This window comes from Frondihabitans sp. PhB161 (assembly GCF_003814635.1).
Classification (GTDB): domain Bacteria; phylum Actinomycetota; class Actinomycetes; order Actinomycetales; family Microbacteriaceae; genus Frondihabitans.
Map to the genome: position 1 here is coordinate 261133 of NZ_RKQW01000003.1, position 14784 is coordinate 275916.

Here is a 14784-nt window from a genome sequence, read left to right on the forward strand (position 1 = left end):
GCCGTTTCAGGCACGGGCCGCGAAGAATCGCCGGAGGCAGAGCAGTGCCTGGCGAAACCGAAGCCATAGCAAGTGTAGGCGATGAATGTGGCGATCAGGGGCTGTTCCTGGCCGTTCGACGGGCGCTGTGACAGTGCACGTCGCTATGCTGGGAGTTGCTTGCCAGTTGCAGGGCCCAGGGCGCCGATCCCACGTTCGTGTCGATGTCGCCCTAGAAGTATGCCCGGCAGCAGGCCCAGGGAACACACCCGGACTGAGTCGAAGGCGCCTCGGTAGGCATGTCAGTGCGGGAACGACACCCGCGCAATCTCGCATCAAGAAGGGTCATCTTCAAGTGGCAGATCTGCAATGGGAATCCATTGACAACAAGGCAGTGAACACTGTCCGCGTTCTCGCGGCCGATGCGGTTGAGAAGGTGGGAAACGGTCACCCGGGTACGGCGATGAGCCTTGCTCCCGCTGCTTATCTGCTCTTCCAGAAGGTCATGGCGCGCGACCCCAGCGATAGCACCTGGATCGGGCGCGACCGCTTCATCCTGTCTGTCGGCCACTCGTCGCTGACGCAGTACATCCAGTTCTACCTCGGTGGCTACGGCCTCGAGCTCGAAGACCTCGAGGCGCTCCGCACCTGGGGTTCCAAGACTCCCGGTCACCCCGAGTACGGCCACACCGACGGCATCGAGATCACCACCGGCCCCCTGGGTCAGGGTCTCGCAAGCTCGGTGGGCTTCGCCTACGCGGCCCGCTTCGAGCGCGGTCTGTTCGACCCCGAGGCTGCCGCCGGCACGAGCCCGTTCGACCACTTCGTCTACGTGATCGCCGGCGACGGCGACATGCAGGAGGGCGTCACCAGCGAGGCCGCCTCGCTCGCAGGCCACCAGCAGCTCGGTAACCTCATCGCGATCTACGACTCGAACCAGATCTCGATCGAGGACGACACCAACATCGCCTTCACCGAAGACGTGCACAAGCGCTTCGAGGCCTACGACTGGGATGTCCAGGTCGTCGACTGGAAGAAGACCGGCGAGTACGTCGAAGACGTCGCCGAACTGCACGACGCCATCGAGCGCGCCAAGGGAATCACCGACAAGCCGTCGCTGATCATCCTCAAGACCATCATCGCCTGGCCGTCCCCGACCAAGCAGGGTTCGGGCAAGTCGCACGGCTCCGCTCTCGGTAAAGACGAGATCGCCGGCCTCAAGCGCTTCCTCGAGTTCGACCCCGAGAAGTCGTTCGACGTCGACCCCGAGGTTCTGTCTCACACCCGCAAGGCCGTCGAGCGCGGCCAGGCATTGCACGCCGAGTGGAACACCAAGCTCGACGCGTGGGCCGCTGCCAACCCCGAGAAGAAGGTCCTCCTCGACCGCATCCTCGCCGGCGACCTCCCCGAGGGCCTCGAAGAAGCCCTCCCGGTCTTCGAATCCGGCAAAGAGGTCTCGACCCGTGCCGCTTCCGGCCAGGTCATCAACGGCATTGCCGGTGTCCTCCCCGAGTTCTGGGGCGGTTCCGCCGACCTCGCCGAGTCGAACCTCACGTCGATCAAGGGTGCGAAGTCGTTCGTGCCGACCGAGTGGTCGACCCACGAGTGGAGCGGCGACCCCTACGGCCGCGTTCTCCACTTCGGCATCCGCGAGCACGCCATGGGATCGATCCTCAACGGAATCGTCCTGCACGGCAACACGCGCCCCTTCGGTGGCACGTTCCTGATCTTCTCCGACTACATGCGTCCGGCCGTTCGTCTCGCCGCGCTCATGAAGGCGCCGGTCACCTACGTGTGGACTCACGACTCCGTCGCCCTCGGTGAAGACGGCCCGACGCACCAGCCGGTCGAGCAGCTCGCCGCCCTTCGTGCGATCCCCGACTTCTCGATGGTCCGCCCTGCCGACGCCAACGAAACGGCCTACGCGTGGCTCACGATCCTGCAGCGCTTCAACGGCCCGGCCGGTCTCGCGCTCAGCCGCCAGAACCTCCCGGTCTTCGAGCGCGGTGACGGTGACGCCACCGGAGAGACCTTCGCCTCGGCGAAGAATGTTGCCAAGGGTGCTTACGTGCTGGCCGAGGCGCCGGGCGGAACCCCCGACGTGCTCCTCATCGCCACCGGTTCTGAGGTCCAGATCGCTGTCGAGGCCCGCGAGGTGCTTCGTGGCGAGGGAATCAACGCCCGCGTCATCTCTGCTCCGAGCCTCGAATGGTTCGACGAGCAGAGCGACGAATACAAGGAGTCGGTGCTCCCGACCGCTGTCAAGGCGCGCGTGTCCATCGAGGCCGGCGTGGCGATGCCCTGGAAGGGCATCGTCGGTGACGCCGGTCGCAGCGTCTCGATCGAGCACTTCGGTGCCTCGGCCGACTACAAGACTCTCTATCAGAAGTTCGGCATCACGACCGAGGCTGCGGTAGCCGCAGCCAAAGACAGCCTGGACTCGCTGGCCGCTCACTGAGCGCCCGCAGAAAGAAGAACAGCAATGACTGACACCACAGCAACCACCCCCACCGCCCAGCTCTCCGCCGCTGGCGTGAGCATTTGGCTCGACGACCTGTCGCGCGAGCGCATCAAGTCGGAGGGTCTGCAGAAGATCATCGCCGAGCGCAACGTCGTCGGCGTCACGACCAACCCGACGATCTTCGCGTCGGCTCTCGCCAAGGGCGAGGCCTACGACGAGCAGGTCGCCGAGCTGGCCAAGGCTGGCACCGGTGTGACCGACGCCGTCTTCGAGATCACCACCGACGACGTCGCCGACGCGTGCAACGTCTTCAAGCCGATCTACGACGCCACGAATGGCTTCGACGGCCGCGTCTCGATCGAGGTCGAGCCCGGTCTGGCGCACGACGCCGCCGGCACGATCAGCCAGGCCAAGCAGCTGTTCGACAAGGTCAACAAAGAGAACGTCCTCATCAAGATCCCGGCGACCATCGAGGGCCTCGAGGCCATCACCGCCGTCATCGCCGAGGGCATCAGCGTCAACGTCACGTTAATCTTCTCGCTCGAGCGCTACCGTGCCGTCATCAACGCCTACCTGACCGGTCTCGAGCAGGCGAAGGCCGCTGGCAAAGACCTCTCGAAGATCCACTCGGTCGCCTCTTTCTTCGTGTCGCGTGTCGACACCGAGATCGACAAGCGTCTCGACGCCGTCGGAACGGACGAGGCGAAGGCACTCAAGGGCAAGGCGGGCGTCGCGAACGCTCAGCTGGCCTACGAGGTCTACGGTCAGGCCTTCGCAACCGAGCGCGCTGCCGGCCTTCTCGCCGAGGGTGCGAACAAGCAGCGCCCGCTGTGGGCATCGACCGGCGTGAAAGACCCCAACGTCCTCGACACCACCTACGTGGTCGAGCTCGTGGCGGCCGACGTCGTCAACACCATGCCGGAGAAGACCCTTGAGGCCACTTTCGACCACGGCGTCATCGCGGGCGACACCATCACGGGCTCCTACGCCGCCGCCAACGAGGTCATGGACGCCATCGCGGCCCAGGGCGTCTCGTATGACGACGTCGTCAGTGTGCTCGAGTCGGAGGGCGTCGACAAGTTCATCGTCTCCTGGAACGAGCTCCTCGACACCGTGACGGCGGCGCTGGAATCCGCTAAGTGACCATTGCTCTAACCGCGTCGGGCCCGGCTGCTGCTGCAGTCGGGTCCGTCGTCCCCTCGCTCGTGCGCGACCTGGTCGCGTCGGGCATCACGGTTCAGGATCCCAGCCTCTGGGGTCCTGACGCCGAGCACGAGGCTTCCACGCGACTCGGCTGGACCGAGTCCGTGGCGTCCTCGGCTGAAGTAGTCCCCCGGATCCTTGCGCTTCGCGAGAAGCTCACGGCCAAGGGGCTCACGCACTTCGTGTTGGCAGGGATGGGCGGATCCTCGCTCGCCCCCGAGGTCATTTCTCGCACCTACGGCGTCGATCTCACCGTGCTCGATGCCACGGTGCCGGGGCAGGTTCTCTCGGCCCTGAACGACGACCTCGAGCACACGGTGCTGATCGTTTCATCGAAGTCCGGATCGACCGTCGAGACGGCCAGTGCACGATCCGTGTTCGAGAAGGCATTCTCCGACGCCGGCTTCACCGACCTCGCCGATCGCATCGTCGTGGTCACCGACCCCGGCTCGCCGCTCGACGAGTCGGCTCGCGCGGCCGGCTACGAGGTCTTTGCGGCGGATCCGAACATCGGTGGGCGCTATTCGGCCCTTTCGGCTTTCGGGCTCGTTCCTGCTGGTCTCGCGGGAGCAGACATCGAGGAGCTCCTTGCCGAGGCGGACGCCGTCACGGTCGAGCTCGCTCAGGATCGACCCGACAACCCCGGTCTCGTGCTCGGGGCCGTTCTCGCGGGTACCACTCCCCTGCGCGACAAGATCGTGCTCGTCGCCGACGGCACGCACCTGCAAGGCTTCCCCGACTGGGCAGAGCAGTTGATCGCCGAGTCGACGGGTAAGAACGGTCGCGGGCTCCTGCCCGTGGTGGTCGGCGTCGACGCCCCCGAAATCACGGCCGGTCTCAACGACGTCCAGGTGATTCGGCTCGTCGGCTCGACCGAAGAGACCCGCGAGGTCTCCCCCGGAGAGGTCGAGATCTCAGGATCCCTCGGGGCACAGTTTCTGGTGTGGGAGTACGCGGTTGCAGTGGCCGGACGCCTCCTCGGCGTCAACCCGTTCGACCAGCCTGACGTCGAGTCGGCCAAAGCGGCTACGCGTGCGCTGCTCGACGGCTCTCCCGCTCCTGTATCCGCGGCGCTTTCGCAGTCTGCGATGGTCACGGACGGCATCGAGGTTCGTACGAGCCCAGGCCTTGAGCCGGGTGAGTCGGTCTCATCCGCGGTAGCTGCCTTGCTGGCACACCTGACTGGCGACGGATACGTCGCCCTTCACGCCTACATCGACCGGTTCGAGAATCCCGAGGTCGTCGGCCTGCGCGACGTGCTCGCGGAGAGAACCGGGCGCCCGGTCACGTTCGGGTGGGGGCCTCGGTTCCTGCACTCGACCGGCCAGTACCACAAGGGCGGCCCGGCCAACGGGGTCTTCCTTCAGATCACGCAGACCCCCGGGGTCGACCTCGAGATTCCGAACAGCAGCTTCACGTTCGGCGCTCTCGTGGCCGCTCAAGCCGCGGGCGACGCAGCAGTGCTCGCCGAGCACGGCCGTCCCGTCCTGACCCTCACGGTGACGGATGTGGCGGAAGCACTTCCCGTAATTCTCAGCGCACTGCGCTGATCCGAAGGCGGGCGCGGGTCGACCTCGTGCTCGCCTTCGTGTGAGAGGGCCCGACCCCATTCCGGTCGCAGCCGACCACGACGACGCAAGGACGATGAATACTCACATGGCACCGGTGGAAATCACTCCGGAGTTCAACCCGCTGCGGTTGCCCTCCGATCGTCGACTCAACCGCATCGCCGGTCCGAGCGGCCTCATCATCTTCGGCGTGACAGGCGACCTGTCCCGCAAGAAGCTCATGCCGGCCGTCTACGACCTGGCTAACCGCGGCCTCCTCCCCCCGGGGTTCGCACTCGTCGGCTTCGCCCGACGTGAATGGGAAGACCAGGACTTCGAGCAGGTCGTGTACGAGGCGGTCAAGGAGCACGCGCGTACGCCCTTCGACGAAGACGTCTGGCGCCAGCTCAAAGAGGGGATCCGGTTCGTCCAGGGTTCATTCGACGACGCCGATGCGTTCGCCGAGCTCAAGCAGACGATCGACACGCTCGACGTCGAGCGGGGCACGATGGGCAACCACGCGTTCTACCTGTCGATCCCGCCGAAGTTCTTCCCGCTCGTCACCGAGCAGCTTCGCAACTCGGGGCTCACCGACGACAGCGTCGACGCGAATGGCGAGAAGCCCTGGCGTCGTGTGGTCATCGAGAAGCCGTTCGGCAGTGACCTGAAGACGGCGCGTGAGTTGAACGCCGTCGTCGAAACCGTCTTCGAGCCCGATTCGGTGTTCCGCATCGATCACTACCTCGGCAAGGAGACGGTCCAGAACCTCTTGACGCTCCGGTTCGCGAACCAGATGTACGAACCACTGTGGAACAGTAAGTACGTAGACCACGTGCAGATCACGATGGCCGAAGACATCGGCGTCGCCGGCCGAGCGGGCTATTACGACGGCATCGGTGCCGCACGCGATGTGATCCAGAACCACCTGCTCCAGCTTCTCGCCCTCACCGCGATGGAGGAGCCGGTCAGCTTCAACGCCCGCGATCTGCGAGCGGAGAAAGAGAGAGTGCTCTCCGCGGTCCGCATCCCCGCCGATCTCGCTGCCGGGACGGCCCGCGGCCAGTACGCGGGTGGCTGGCAGGGTGGCGAGAAGGTCCTCGGGTTCCTCGACGAGGCCGGAATGAACCCCGAGTCGGTCACCGAGACCTTTGCGGCCATCAAGCTCGAGATAGCCACCCGTCGCTGGTCGGGCGTGCCCTTCTACCTCCGAGCCGGCAAGCGCCTGGGTCGCCGCGTGACCGAGATCGCCGTGGTCTTCAAGCGCGTTCCCGAGAATGTCTTCGGTCTCGGCGACGGAGCCGAGCTCGGGCAGAACGCCCTGGTCATCAGAGTGCAGCCCGATGAGGGTGTGACTCTCCGGTTCGGCTCGAAGGTGCCCGGAATCGGAACTCAGGTGCGCGATGTCACGATGGACTTCGGCTATGGCCACGCGTTCACCGAGGCGAGCCCCGAAGCCTACGAGCGCCTGATCCTCGACGTCCTGCTGGGCGACCCGCCGCTCTTTCCGCGTCACGAAGAGGTGGAGCTCTCCTGGAAGATCCTCGATCCCATCGAGGAGTTCTGGGCCAAGCAAGGCCAGCCCGATCAATACCGACCCGGCACCTGGGGCCCGAGCTCCGCCGACGAACTCATGGCCCGCGACGGCCGTACCTGGAGGCGACCATGATCGTCGATCTGCCCGACAGCACCATTAGCCACGTCTCGAAGGCGCTGGTCAAGATCCGCGAGGAGGGCGGCGTCGTCGCTCTGGGCCGTGTGCTCACCCTCGTGATCTCGACCAACCTCGGTCACGAAGAAGAGGCCATCGAGGCCGCCAACGAAGCGTCGCGCGAGCACCCCATGCGCGTGATCGTCATCTCGACGGCCGACGAGCCGACGGGGCACGACGAACCTCGACTCGACGCCCAGATCCGCGTCGGCGGTGACGCCGGGGCGAGTGAGGTCATCCTCCTCCGCGCCTACGGAGAGATGTCGTCCGACGAGGAGGGTCTCGTCACGGGTCTTCTGCTGCCCGACGCCCCCGTCGTCGCGTGGTGGCCGGGCAAGGCACCGGCCATCGTCTCTGAGTCGCCCCTCGGCCGAATCGCGCAGCGGCGCATCACCGACGCCGCCGCTCAAGACAACCCCCGCCAGTCGATTATCGATCTCGCCGACACCTATGCGCCCGGCGACACCGACTTCGCGTGGACGCGGCTCACACTCTGGCGCACCCAGCTCGCGGCCGCCCTCGACCAGCCGCCGTACGAGCCCGTCAACGAGGTGGAGGTCGCCGGTGCGATGGACTCCCCCTCGACGCTGCTTCTGGCCGCGTGGCTCCGATTGCAGCTCCAGGTTCCCGTGCGCCACGAGATGACGACACGCGCCACCGGCTCGAGCGGCATCCACGGCGTACGTCTGCACCGTGCCTCCGGCGTCATCGAGCTCGACCGATCGGTCGTCAACGTGGCGACTCTTTCGCAGCCCGGACAACCCGTCCACGACCTGTCGTTGCCACGCCGTAGCCTGCGCGATTGCCTGGCCGAGGAACTCCGTAGACTCGACCCCGACTCCCTCTTTGGGAATGTCGTGATGACGGGCGTGAAGCAATTGCGCGACGACCAAGAAAGCAACTGAGTGTGACGAACGATCGACGGGTGCTAGTTCACCCCGACAAACAGAACCTGGGCGCATCCGTTGCCGCTCGATTCATCACCAAGATCATCGACGTGATCGAAGAACAGGACTACGCGTCCGTTGTCTTGAGCGGAGGGTCGGTTAGCACACTCGTGCTGGCAGCCATCAACCGCTCCGAGGCGCGCGACAGCGTCGACTGGTCGAAGGTCTCGTTCTGGTGGTCTGACGAGCGGTGGGTCGAAGCGGGTTCTGACGACCGCAACGATCGCGCAAACGGGGCCGACCTCCTCGACCACATCGGCGTACCTGCCGAGAACGTACACCGCTTCGGTGCGGTCGGCGAGTACCCCACCGTCGACGACGCTGCCGCCGCCTACGTGGCCGAGCTCAAAGAGCACGCGCAGGGTGACGACGAGTCTCCCCGCTTCGACATCACGCTCCTCGGAGTCGGACCCGACGGGCACATCGCGTCGCTGTTCCCCGACAAGCCGCAGATCAGCATGACGACGCCGACCGTGCTCACGATCGACGACAGCCCGAAGCCGCCGCCGGTGCGCCTCACGCTGAGCCTCCCGGCGATCAACAACTCGCAGCGGGTGTGGATGATCCTCGCGGGCGCCGAGAAGGCCTCGTCGCTCGGGCTTGCCCTCGCCGGTGCCGGCGCCGACCAGGTTCCGGTCGCGGGCGTCAAGGGTCGCAAGCGCACGGTGTTCTTCGTCGACAAAGACGCAGCCGCCGAGGTGCCGGAGCAGCTCATCGCGTCGACCTACTGAGTCAGACCCCCGAAACGAAGGATCCGAGACCGCCCTGGTCTCGGATCCTTCGTTTTTCGCGTTCCGCCCGGTGGTCCCCCGCCGCCCCGGCCCGCCCCCTTGCCGAATTGGAAGGAGAAACGTCACCGGGCCGACGAATTCATGCGGATCGGGGGCCGCCGGCGAGGATTTCTCCTTCGAATTCGGGAAAAGGGGCCCGCGCACGCAAAAACCCCCGGCCGGAGCCGGGGGTCTTGGCAAACAGACTACTTCTTTGCGGGGACCTTGCCGCGGCGAACGCGCAACGCCTGCAGCGCCTCGTCGAGAAGCTGAGCAGCCTCTTCTTCGGTGCGACGCTCTTTGACGTAGGCCAGGTGCGTCTTGTACGGCTCGAGCTTCGCGACGACCGGAGGGTTCTCTTTGTCGCGGCCAGCAGGAAGACCGCTGGAGGGCGAGTCGACCGTCTCGGGAATCTCTTCGTCGGGCACGTTGGCCGCGAAGTGACGGACGACCTCGTTGCCGAGGGCGTCCCAGTACGAGATCGTGATGCGCTCCGCCTGGAACCCACGATCCTGTTCGCCCATTGGCCCTGCGCCGACGCGTGACCCCCGAATTGCGCTACCGCCTGATGCCATTACGAACCTGCCGAAAACTTGGTGATGAGGCCCAGAACCACGATCGACGCGATCCAGATGAGGCCGAGGATGACCGTGATGCGATTGAGGTTGCGCTCTGCGACGCCGGAGGCGCCGAGGTTGCTGGTGACGCCACCGCCGAACATGTCGGAGAGGCCACCGCCACGACCACGGTGAAGAAGGATGAGCAGGGTCAGCAGGAGACTCGTGATACCGAGTACCACCTGCAGGACGACCTGGAGTATTTGCACGGAGAACCTTTCGAGGGGCGGGCCGTCAGCAATTATAGCCCGCGACCGGGGAGTTTCAGACTCCGACGTGGTTCTGGAAGCGGACGATGCTCGCGAACTCGGTGATGTCGAGACTCGCGCCACCGACGAGTGCGCCATCGACGTCGGGTTCGCGCATGAAGGTGGCGATGTTTGCCGCCTTGACGCTGCCGCCGTAGAGAACCCTCGTCGAGGCGGCAGCATCGGCCCCCAGCTCGTCGACCAGCGTTGCCCGAAGAGCCGCGCAGACTTGCTGTGCTTGGTCAGGAGTTGCGGCCTGACCGGAGCCGATGGCCCAGACGGGCTCGTAGGCCACGACGATCTCGGCGGTCTTCGGAACGGATGCCAGTGCCGCCTTCAGCTGTGCGACGGGCACAGCGCTCGGCCCGTGCTTTTCGAGGTCTTCGGCGGTCTCGCCGACGCACAGCACCGGCACGAGGCCGTGACGGTGCGCCGCGGCGACCTTGGCGGCTACGACCTCGTCGGTCTCGCCATGGATCGTGCGGCGCTCGGAGTGCCCGACGATCACGTACTTCACGTCGAGTCGAGCGAGGAAGGCTCCTGAGATGTCGCCGGTGAAGGCACCCGAGTCGTTGTCGGAGAGGTCTTGAGCACCGAGCTCGAGTTCGAGTTTGTCAGCGTCGATCAGCGTCTGGACGCTACGGAGGTCGGTGAACGGCGGGAAGATGGCCGACTCGACCTTCGCGAAGTCGTGCTTGGCGTCTTTAAGGCTCCACGCGAGCTTCTGGACGAACGCGATCGACTGCAGGTGGTCGAGGTTCATCTTCCAGTTGCCGGCGATGAACGGGGTGCGTGCGGTTACCATCCGAGGACCTCCAGGCCAGGCAGTTTCTTTCCCTCGAGGAATTCGAGGCTTGCTCCACCACCGGTGGAGATGTGGCCGAACTGAGCGTCGGTGAAGCCGAGAGCCCGCACGGCGGAAGCCGAGTCGCCTCCCCCGACGACGCCCAGGCCATCGACATCGGTCAGCGCCTGAGCAACCGTCTTCGTACCGGCGGCGAAGGCGTCGAACTCGAACACGCCCATGGGGCCGTTCCAGAAAACGGTCTTCGACGCGGCGATGACGTCAGCAAAAGCCGACGCCGTGTCGGGGCCGATGTCGAGCCCGAGGCCGTCCGCTCCAAAGCGGGTCGACTCGATCGCGTCAGATGCGACCGTCTCGTGGTCGGCGTCGGCAGCGAATCCGGATGCGACGACGACGTCGGTCGGCAGCACGAGATTCACGCCGCGAGCCTCGGCGTCGCGGATGTAGCCGCGAACGCGATCGAGCTGGTCGGTCTCGAGCAGACTCTTGCCCACGGAGTGGCCCTGAGCCGCCAGGAACGTGAACAGCATGCCGCCTCCGATGAGGAGGTTGTCGACACGTGGCAGGAGGTGCTCGATCACTCCGAGCTTGTCGGAGACCTTCGAGCCGCCGAGCACGACCGAGTAGGGGCGCTCGGGCTTCTCGGTGAGGCGCTCGAGCACGTCGAGCTCTGTCTCGATGAGGGTTCCGGCCGCGCTCGGCAGGAGCTGCGGCAGATCGTAGACGCTTGCCTGCTTGCGGTGGACGACACCGAAGCCGTCCGAGACGAAGGCCTCGCCGAGAGCTGCAAGCTGCTCGGCGAAGGCCTTCCTCTCGTCGTCGCTCTTCGAGGTCTCTGCTGCCTGGAACCGGAGGTTCTCGAGCACGATGATCTGCCCGTCGGCGAGTGAGCCGACAGCGGCGGTCGTCGCCGGGCCGGTCGTCTCCGGCGCGAAGCCGACCGACTTGCCGAGCAGTTCGCTGAGCCGCTGGGCGACCGGAGCGAGACTGTATTCGGGCTTGACCTCGCCGTCGGGTCGACCGAGGTGCGAGATGACGACGACGCGAGCGCCGGCATTGATCAGGGTGTTCAGAGTGCCAAGCGAGGCGCGCACGCGCCCGTCGTCGGTGATCGTTCCGTCTTTCAACGGGACGTTCAAGTCGCAACGGACGATGACGCGCTTGCCGGACAGGGTTCCGAGGGAATCGAGGGTTCGAAGAGCCATATGCCTAGATCTTGTCGAGGTGCAGCGGGTGAACGGGACTAGAGCTTCGCGGCCACGTACTCGGCGAGGTCGACGAGACGGTTGGAGTAGCCCCACTCGTTGTCGTACCACGACGTGATCTTGACCATGTTGCCGATGACCTTGGTCAGGCCCGAGTCGTAGATCGACGAGTGCGGGTCGGTGCGGATGTCGCTCGACACCAGCGGGTCTTCGGAGTAGAGCAGGATGCCCTTGAGGTCGCCCTCGGAAGCTTCTTTGTACGCAGCGTTGATCTGGTCGACAGTGACGGGCGTCGAGGTCTCGAGCGTCACGTCGGTGATCGAGCCTGTGGGCACGGGTACGCGAAGCGCGTAGCCATCGAGCTTGCCGGCGAGCTCCGGGATGACGAGGCCGATGGCCTTGGCCGCACCGGTCGAGGTCGGGACGATGTTCAGAGCGGCGGCACGGGCGCGACGAGGGTCGCTGTGCGGGCCGTCCTGGAGGTTCTGGTCGGCCGTGTAGGCGTGAACCGTCGTCATCAGACCGCGCTCGACGCCGAACTTATCGAGGAACACCTTCATCAGCGGCGCGAGGCTGTTCGTGGTGCACGACGCGTTCGAGATGATGTTGTGCGAGGCGGGGTCGTACAGACCCTCGTTGACGCCGAGGACGATCGTGATGTCGTCGCCGGTGGCGGGAGCGGAGATGATGACCTTCTTGGCACCCGCGTCGATGTGCTTCTGCGCGTCGGCGGCCTTGGTGAAGAAACCGGTCGACTCGATGACGATGTCGACGCCCAGCTCGCCCCAGGGCAGGTTGGCGGGGTCGCGCTCGGCGAGGACCTTGATGGGCTTGCCATTGACGACGATGCTGTCGCCGTCGAGCTCGACGGTCGCGTCGAGGCGGCCCGTGATCGAGTCGAACTTGAGCAGGTTGGCGAGGGCTGCGTTGTCGGTCAGGTCGTTGACCGCGACGATCTCGAGGTCGCTGCCCTTGGCGAGGGCGGCGCGGAAGTAGTTACGGCCGATGCGGCCGAAGCCGTTGATGCCGATCTTGACGCTCAATGGAACTCCAGGTTGTCAGGCGTCAAAAGACGCACGTGGGTGGGGCTAGATGCTGAAAATGACGGCTTTTGGCCTCTACGACAGTAGCGCAGGGGCCCGACAGCGGGTCTTAGAAGACGAGGAGGCCGTCGGTTTTGGTGGTCGCGGCGGTGTAGCGGGTCTGGACGTTCTCCCACGAGACGATGTTCCAGAACGCTTTGACGTAGTCGGCGCGGACGTTCTGGTAGTCGAGGTAGTACGCGTGCTCCCACACGTCGAGCATCAGCAGCGGCACGAGGCCGAAGGGCACGTTGCCCTGCTGGTCGAACAGCTGGAAGATGCTGAGCTTCTGGCCGAGGATGTCGTAGGCGAGCACCGACCAGCCGGAGCCCTGGACGCCGAGGGCGGTCGCGGTGAAGTGGGCGGTGAACTTGTCGAACGACCCGAACTGGTCGTCGATCGCGGTGGCGAGGTCGCCGATGGGCTTGTCGCCGCCGTCGGGCGACATGTTGGTCCAGAAGATCGAGTGGTTGACGTGGCCGCCGAGGTTGAACGCGAGGTCTTTCTCGAGCTTGTTGACGTTCGCGAGGTTGCCGGTCTCGCGTGCTTCGGCGAGGGCGGCGTTCGCGGTGTTCGCGCCGGTGACGTAGGTCTGGTGGTGCTTGGAGTGGTGCAGCTCCATGATGCGGCCCGAGATGCTCGGCGCGAGGGCCGAGTAGTCGTAGGCAAGGTCGGGAAGAGTGTATTCAGCCATGGTGGTCTCCTAGCTATCGCGGTCATTTCAGTCTAGTGACGGCTCAGAGAACGATGATCGGGCCTGACGCGAACGTTCAGGAAACGTCGTGCTGATCTGGTCGGTATTGGCCAGGGCGGCTGGTCTCCGACACGCTCGGGGCGGCCGACGGGCCAGGGGCGCAGGATCCGCCACACGTGTGCTGGATCCTCGTCTGCCCGGCACCCGAGGTACCTCGACAGTGCCCAAGTGGTCGTCGGTAGCTTCGGCAGGGGCCCATTTGCGCACTCTCGCGGCGGCGCCACCCGACCTCCACCGGCCCAAGAGGTACGGCTGGCGGTGGTCGGAGTGCCGGGCGGCCGGAGCTTGTCGGAGGTCCGGCACCCCGACCTCCGCCGGCCAAGAAGATACGGCTGGCGGTGGTCGGAGTGCCGGGTGGCCGGAGCTTGTCGGAGGTCCGGCACCCCGACCTCCGCCGGCCAAATAAGTTCAGTCGAGATCGAGGTCGGCCGGCAGATTCGCTTCGGTGCCGGGGATGCCCTCGTCGGCGGCCTTCTTGTCGGCCATGGCGAGGAGGCGTCGGATGCGACCGGCGACCGCGTCTTTGGTCATGGGCGGGTCGGCGTGGTGGCCGAGCTCGTCGAGGCTGGCGTCGCGGTGAGCGAGGCGGAGCTCTCCGGCGTATTTGAGGTGGTCGGGGATGTCGGGCCCGAGGATCTCCATCGCACGGTCGACACGAGCGCAGGCGGCGACTGCGGCCTGGGCCGAGCGTCGGAGGTTGGCGTCGTCGAAGTTGACGAGGCGGTTGGCCGTGGCGCGCACCTCGCGTCGCTGACGGAGGGCCTCCCAGTCGCTCACGCTCTTGGCAGCACCCATCTGCTTGAGCATGGCGCCGATGGCTTCGCCGTCGCGGATCACGACGCGATGCACTCCCCTGACCTCGCGGGCTTTCGCGGCGATGCCGAGGCGACCGGCCGCGCCGACGAGAGCCATAGCCGCCTCGTTGCCGGGGCAGATCACCTCGAGGGCGGCGGAGCGACCGGGATCGGTCAGGCTGCCCTGGGCGAGGAAGGCACCGCGCCAGATCGCCGCCAGGTCTTCGCGGGAGCCGGTGGTGAGACGGTTCGGGAGGCCGCGGACAGGACGTCGGCGGGCATCCATGAGGCCGGTCTGTCGTGCGAGGGTCTCGCCGGCCTCGTGCACGCGGACGAGGTAGTGGCTGGTGCGGCGCAGGCCGGTGGCGGCGACGACCGAGACGTCGCTTCGAGCACCGTAGAGCTCGGCGAGATCTTTGCGGACTCGGCGGGCGAGCAGCGCGCTGTCGAGTTCCGCTTCGACGGCGATGCGCCCGGAGATCACGTGCAGACCACCGGCGAAGCGAAGAACCGTGGCCACTTCGGCGGCCCGCACCGTGGTCTTCGAGACCTCCACGCGGGCAAGTTCTTCTTTGACGTCGGCGGTCTGAGCCAAGGGTGGTTCCTTACGTGGTCGGAGTGGGCGGCCGGGGTGGTGGCCGTCGTGGCGGTCTGCTCGATCGAA

General features: G+C 66.0%; 13 protein-coding genes. 6 read left to right on the plus strand and 7 right to left on the minus strand.

Going from position 1 to position 14784, the window contains the following annotated elements:
* The first annotated feature begins 334 nt into the window (after positions 1–334).
* The 6 genes from tkt to pgl all read left to right on the plus strand — a co-directional run bounded on the left by tkt (position 335) and on the right by pgl (position 8576).
* Positions 335–2437 (plus strand): transketolase, encoded by a 2103-nt coding sequence (gene tkt / locus EDF39_RS13240; protein ID WP_123943822.1) that lies wholly within the window; start codon positions 335–337, stop codon positions 2435–2437.
* Between the two features lie 24 nt (positions 2438–2461).
* Positions 2462–3583 (plus strand): transaldolase, encoded by a 1122-nt coding sequence (gene tal / locus EDF39_RS13245; protein ID WP_123943824.1) that lies wholly within the window; start codon positions 2462–2464, stop codon positions 3581–3583.
* Entirely contained in the window at positions 3580–5193 is a 1614-nt protein-coding gene (locus EDF39_RS13250) for a glucose-6-phosphate isomerase (RefSeq protein WP_123943826.1), read from the plus strand. The genes tal and EDF39_RS13250 overlap by 4 nt, the downstream gene beginning before the upstream one ends.
* Before the next feature lie 106 nt (positions 5194–5299).
* The gene (gene zwf, locus EDF39_RS13255) at positions 5300–6856 is read left to right on the plus strand and encodes a glucose-6-phosphate dehydrogenase (RefSeq protein WP_123943828.1); all 1557 of its coding nucleotides are present in this window, start codon (positions 5300–5302) and stop codon (positions 6854–6856) included.
* Complete coding sequence (locus EDF39_RS13260) at positions 6853–7803, plus strand: glucose-6-phosphate dehydrogenase assembly protein OpcA (RefSeq protein WP_055957789.1); 951 nt, start codon at positions 6853–6855, stop codon at positions 7801–7803. The genes zwf and EDF39_RS13260 overlap by 4 nt, the downstream gene beginning before the upstream one ends.
* Before the next feature lie 2 nt (positions 7804–7805).
* The gene (gene pgl, locus EDF39_RS13265; protein ID WP_123943830.1) at positions 7806–8576 is read left to right on the plus strand and encodes a 6-phosphogluconolactonase; all 771 of its coding nucleotides are present in this window, start codon (positions 7806–7808) and stop codon (positions 8574–8576) included.
* Between the two features lie 245 nt (positions 8577–8821).
* On the opposite strand, the gene EDF39_RS13270 is transcribed toward pgl, so the two are convergent.
* From EDF39_RS13270 to whiA, 7 genes are all read right to left on the minus strand, one after another.
* The gene (locus EDF39_RS13270; protein WP_055957795.1) at positions 8822–9190 is read right to left on the minus strand and encodes an RNA polymerase-binding protein RbpA; all 369 of its coding nucleotides are present in this window, start codon (positions 9188–9190) and stop codon (positions 8822–8824) included.
* Positions 9190–9441, minus strand: a complete 252-nt coding sequence (gene secG, locus EDF39_RS13275; RefSeq protein WP_055957799.1) for a preprotein translocase subunit SecG — start codon at positions 9439–9441, stop codon at positions 9190–9192. Before secG ends, EDF39_RS13270 begins: the two co-directional genes overlap by 1 nt.
* 55 nt (positions 9442–9496) lie before the next feature.
* Entirely contained in the window at positions 9497–10285 is a 789-nt protein-coding gene (gene tpiA, locus EDF39_RS13280; protein WP_055957802.1) for a triose-phosphate isomerase, read from the minus strand.
* Positions 10279–11490: a phosphoglycerate kinase gene (gene pgk / locus EDF39_RS13285; protein ID WP_123943832.1), complete on the minus strand. Its 1212-nt coding sequence runs from the start codon at positions 11488–11490 to the stop codon at positions 10279–10281. The genes tpiA and pgk overlap by 7 nt, the downstream gene beginning before the upstream one ends.
* Positions 11491–11528: 38 nt before the next feature.
* Positions 11529–12533 carry a type I glyceraldehyde-3-phosphate dehydrogenase gene (gap, locus tag EDF39_RS13290; protein WP_055957807.1) on the minus strand — a complete coding sequence of 335 codons (1005 nt, stop codon included), beginning with the start codon at positions 12531–12533 and terminating at the stop codon, positions 11529–11531.
* A 109-nt stretch (positions 12534–12642) separates the two neighbouring features.
* Complete coding sequence (locus tag EDF39_RS13295) at positions 12643–13266, minus strand: superoxide dismutase (RefSeq protein ID WP_123943834.1); 624 nt, start codon at positions 13264–13266, stop codon at positions 12643–12645.
* Positions 13267–13734: 468 nt separating this feature from the next.
* A complete protein-coding gene (gene whiA, locus EDF39_RS13300) occupies positions 13735–14715 on the minus strand; it encodes a DNA-binding protein WhiA (protein WP_055957811.1) in 981 nt (326 codons plus the stop codon).
* Between the last annotated feature and the right edge of the window lie 69 nt (positions 14716–14784).

Excerpts from the sequence above, each read along its gene's own strand:
- tal (WP_123943824.1), top strand. The coding sequence starts at position 2,462 with ATGACTGACACCACAGCAACCACCCCCACCGCCCAGCTCTCCGCCGCT.
- zwf (WP_123943828.1), top strand. The coding sequence starts at position 5,300 with ATGGCACCGGTGGAAATCACTCCGGAGTTCAACCCGCTGCGGTTGCCC.
- EDF39_RS13260 (WP_055957789.1), top strand. The coding sequence starts at position 6,853 with ATGATCGTCGATCTGCCCGACAGCACCATTAGCCACGTCTCGAAGGCG.
- EDF39_RS13270 (WP_055957795.1), bottom strand. The coding sequence starts at position 9,190 with ATGGCATCAGGCGGTAGCGCAATTCGGGGGTCACGCGTCGGCGCAGGG.
- tpiA (WP_055957802.1), bottom strand. The coding sequence starts at position 10,285 with ATGGTAACCGCACGCACCCCGTTCATCGCCGGCAACTGGAAGATGAAC.
- pgk (WP_123943832.1), bottom strand. The coding sequence starts at position 11,490 with ATGGCTCTTCGAACCCTCGATTCCCTCGGAACCCTGTCCGGCAAGCGC.
- EDF39_RS13295 (WP_123943834.1), bottom strand. The coding sequence starts at position 13,266 with ATGGCTGAATACACTCTTCCCGACCTTGCCTACGACTACTCGGCCCTC.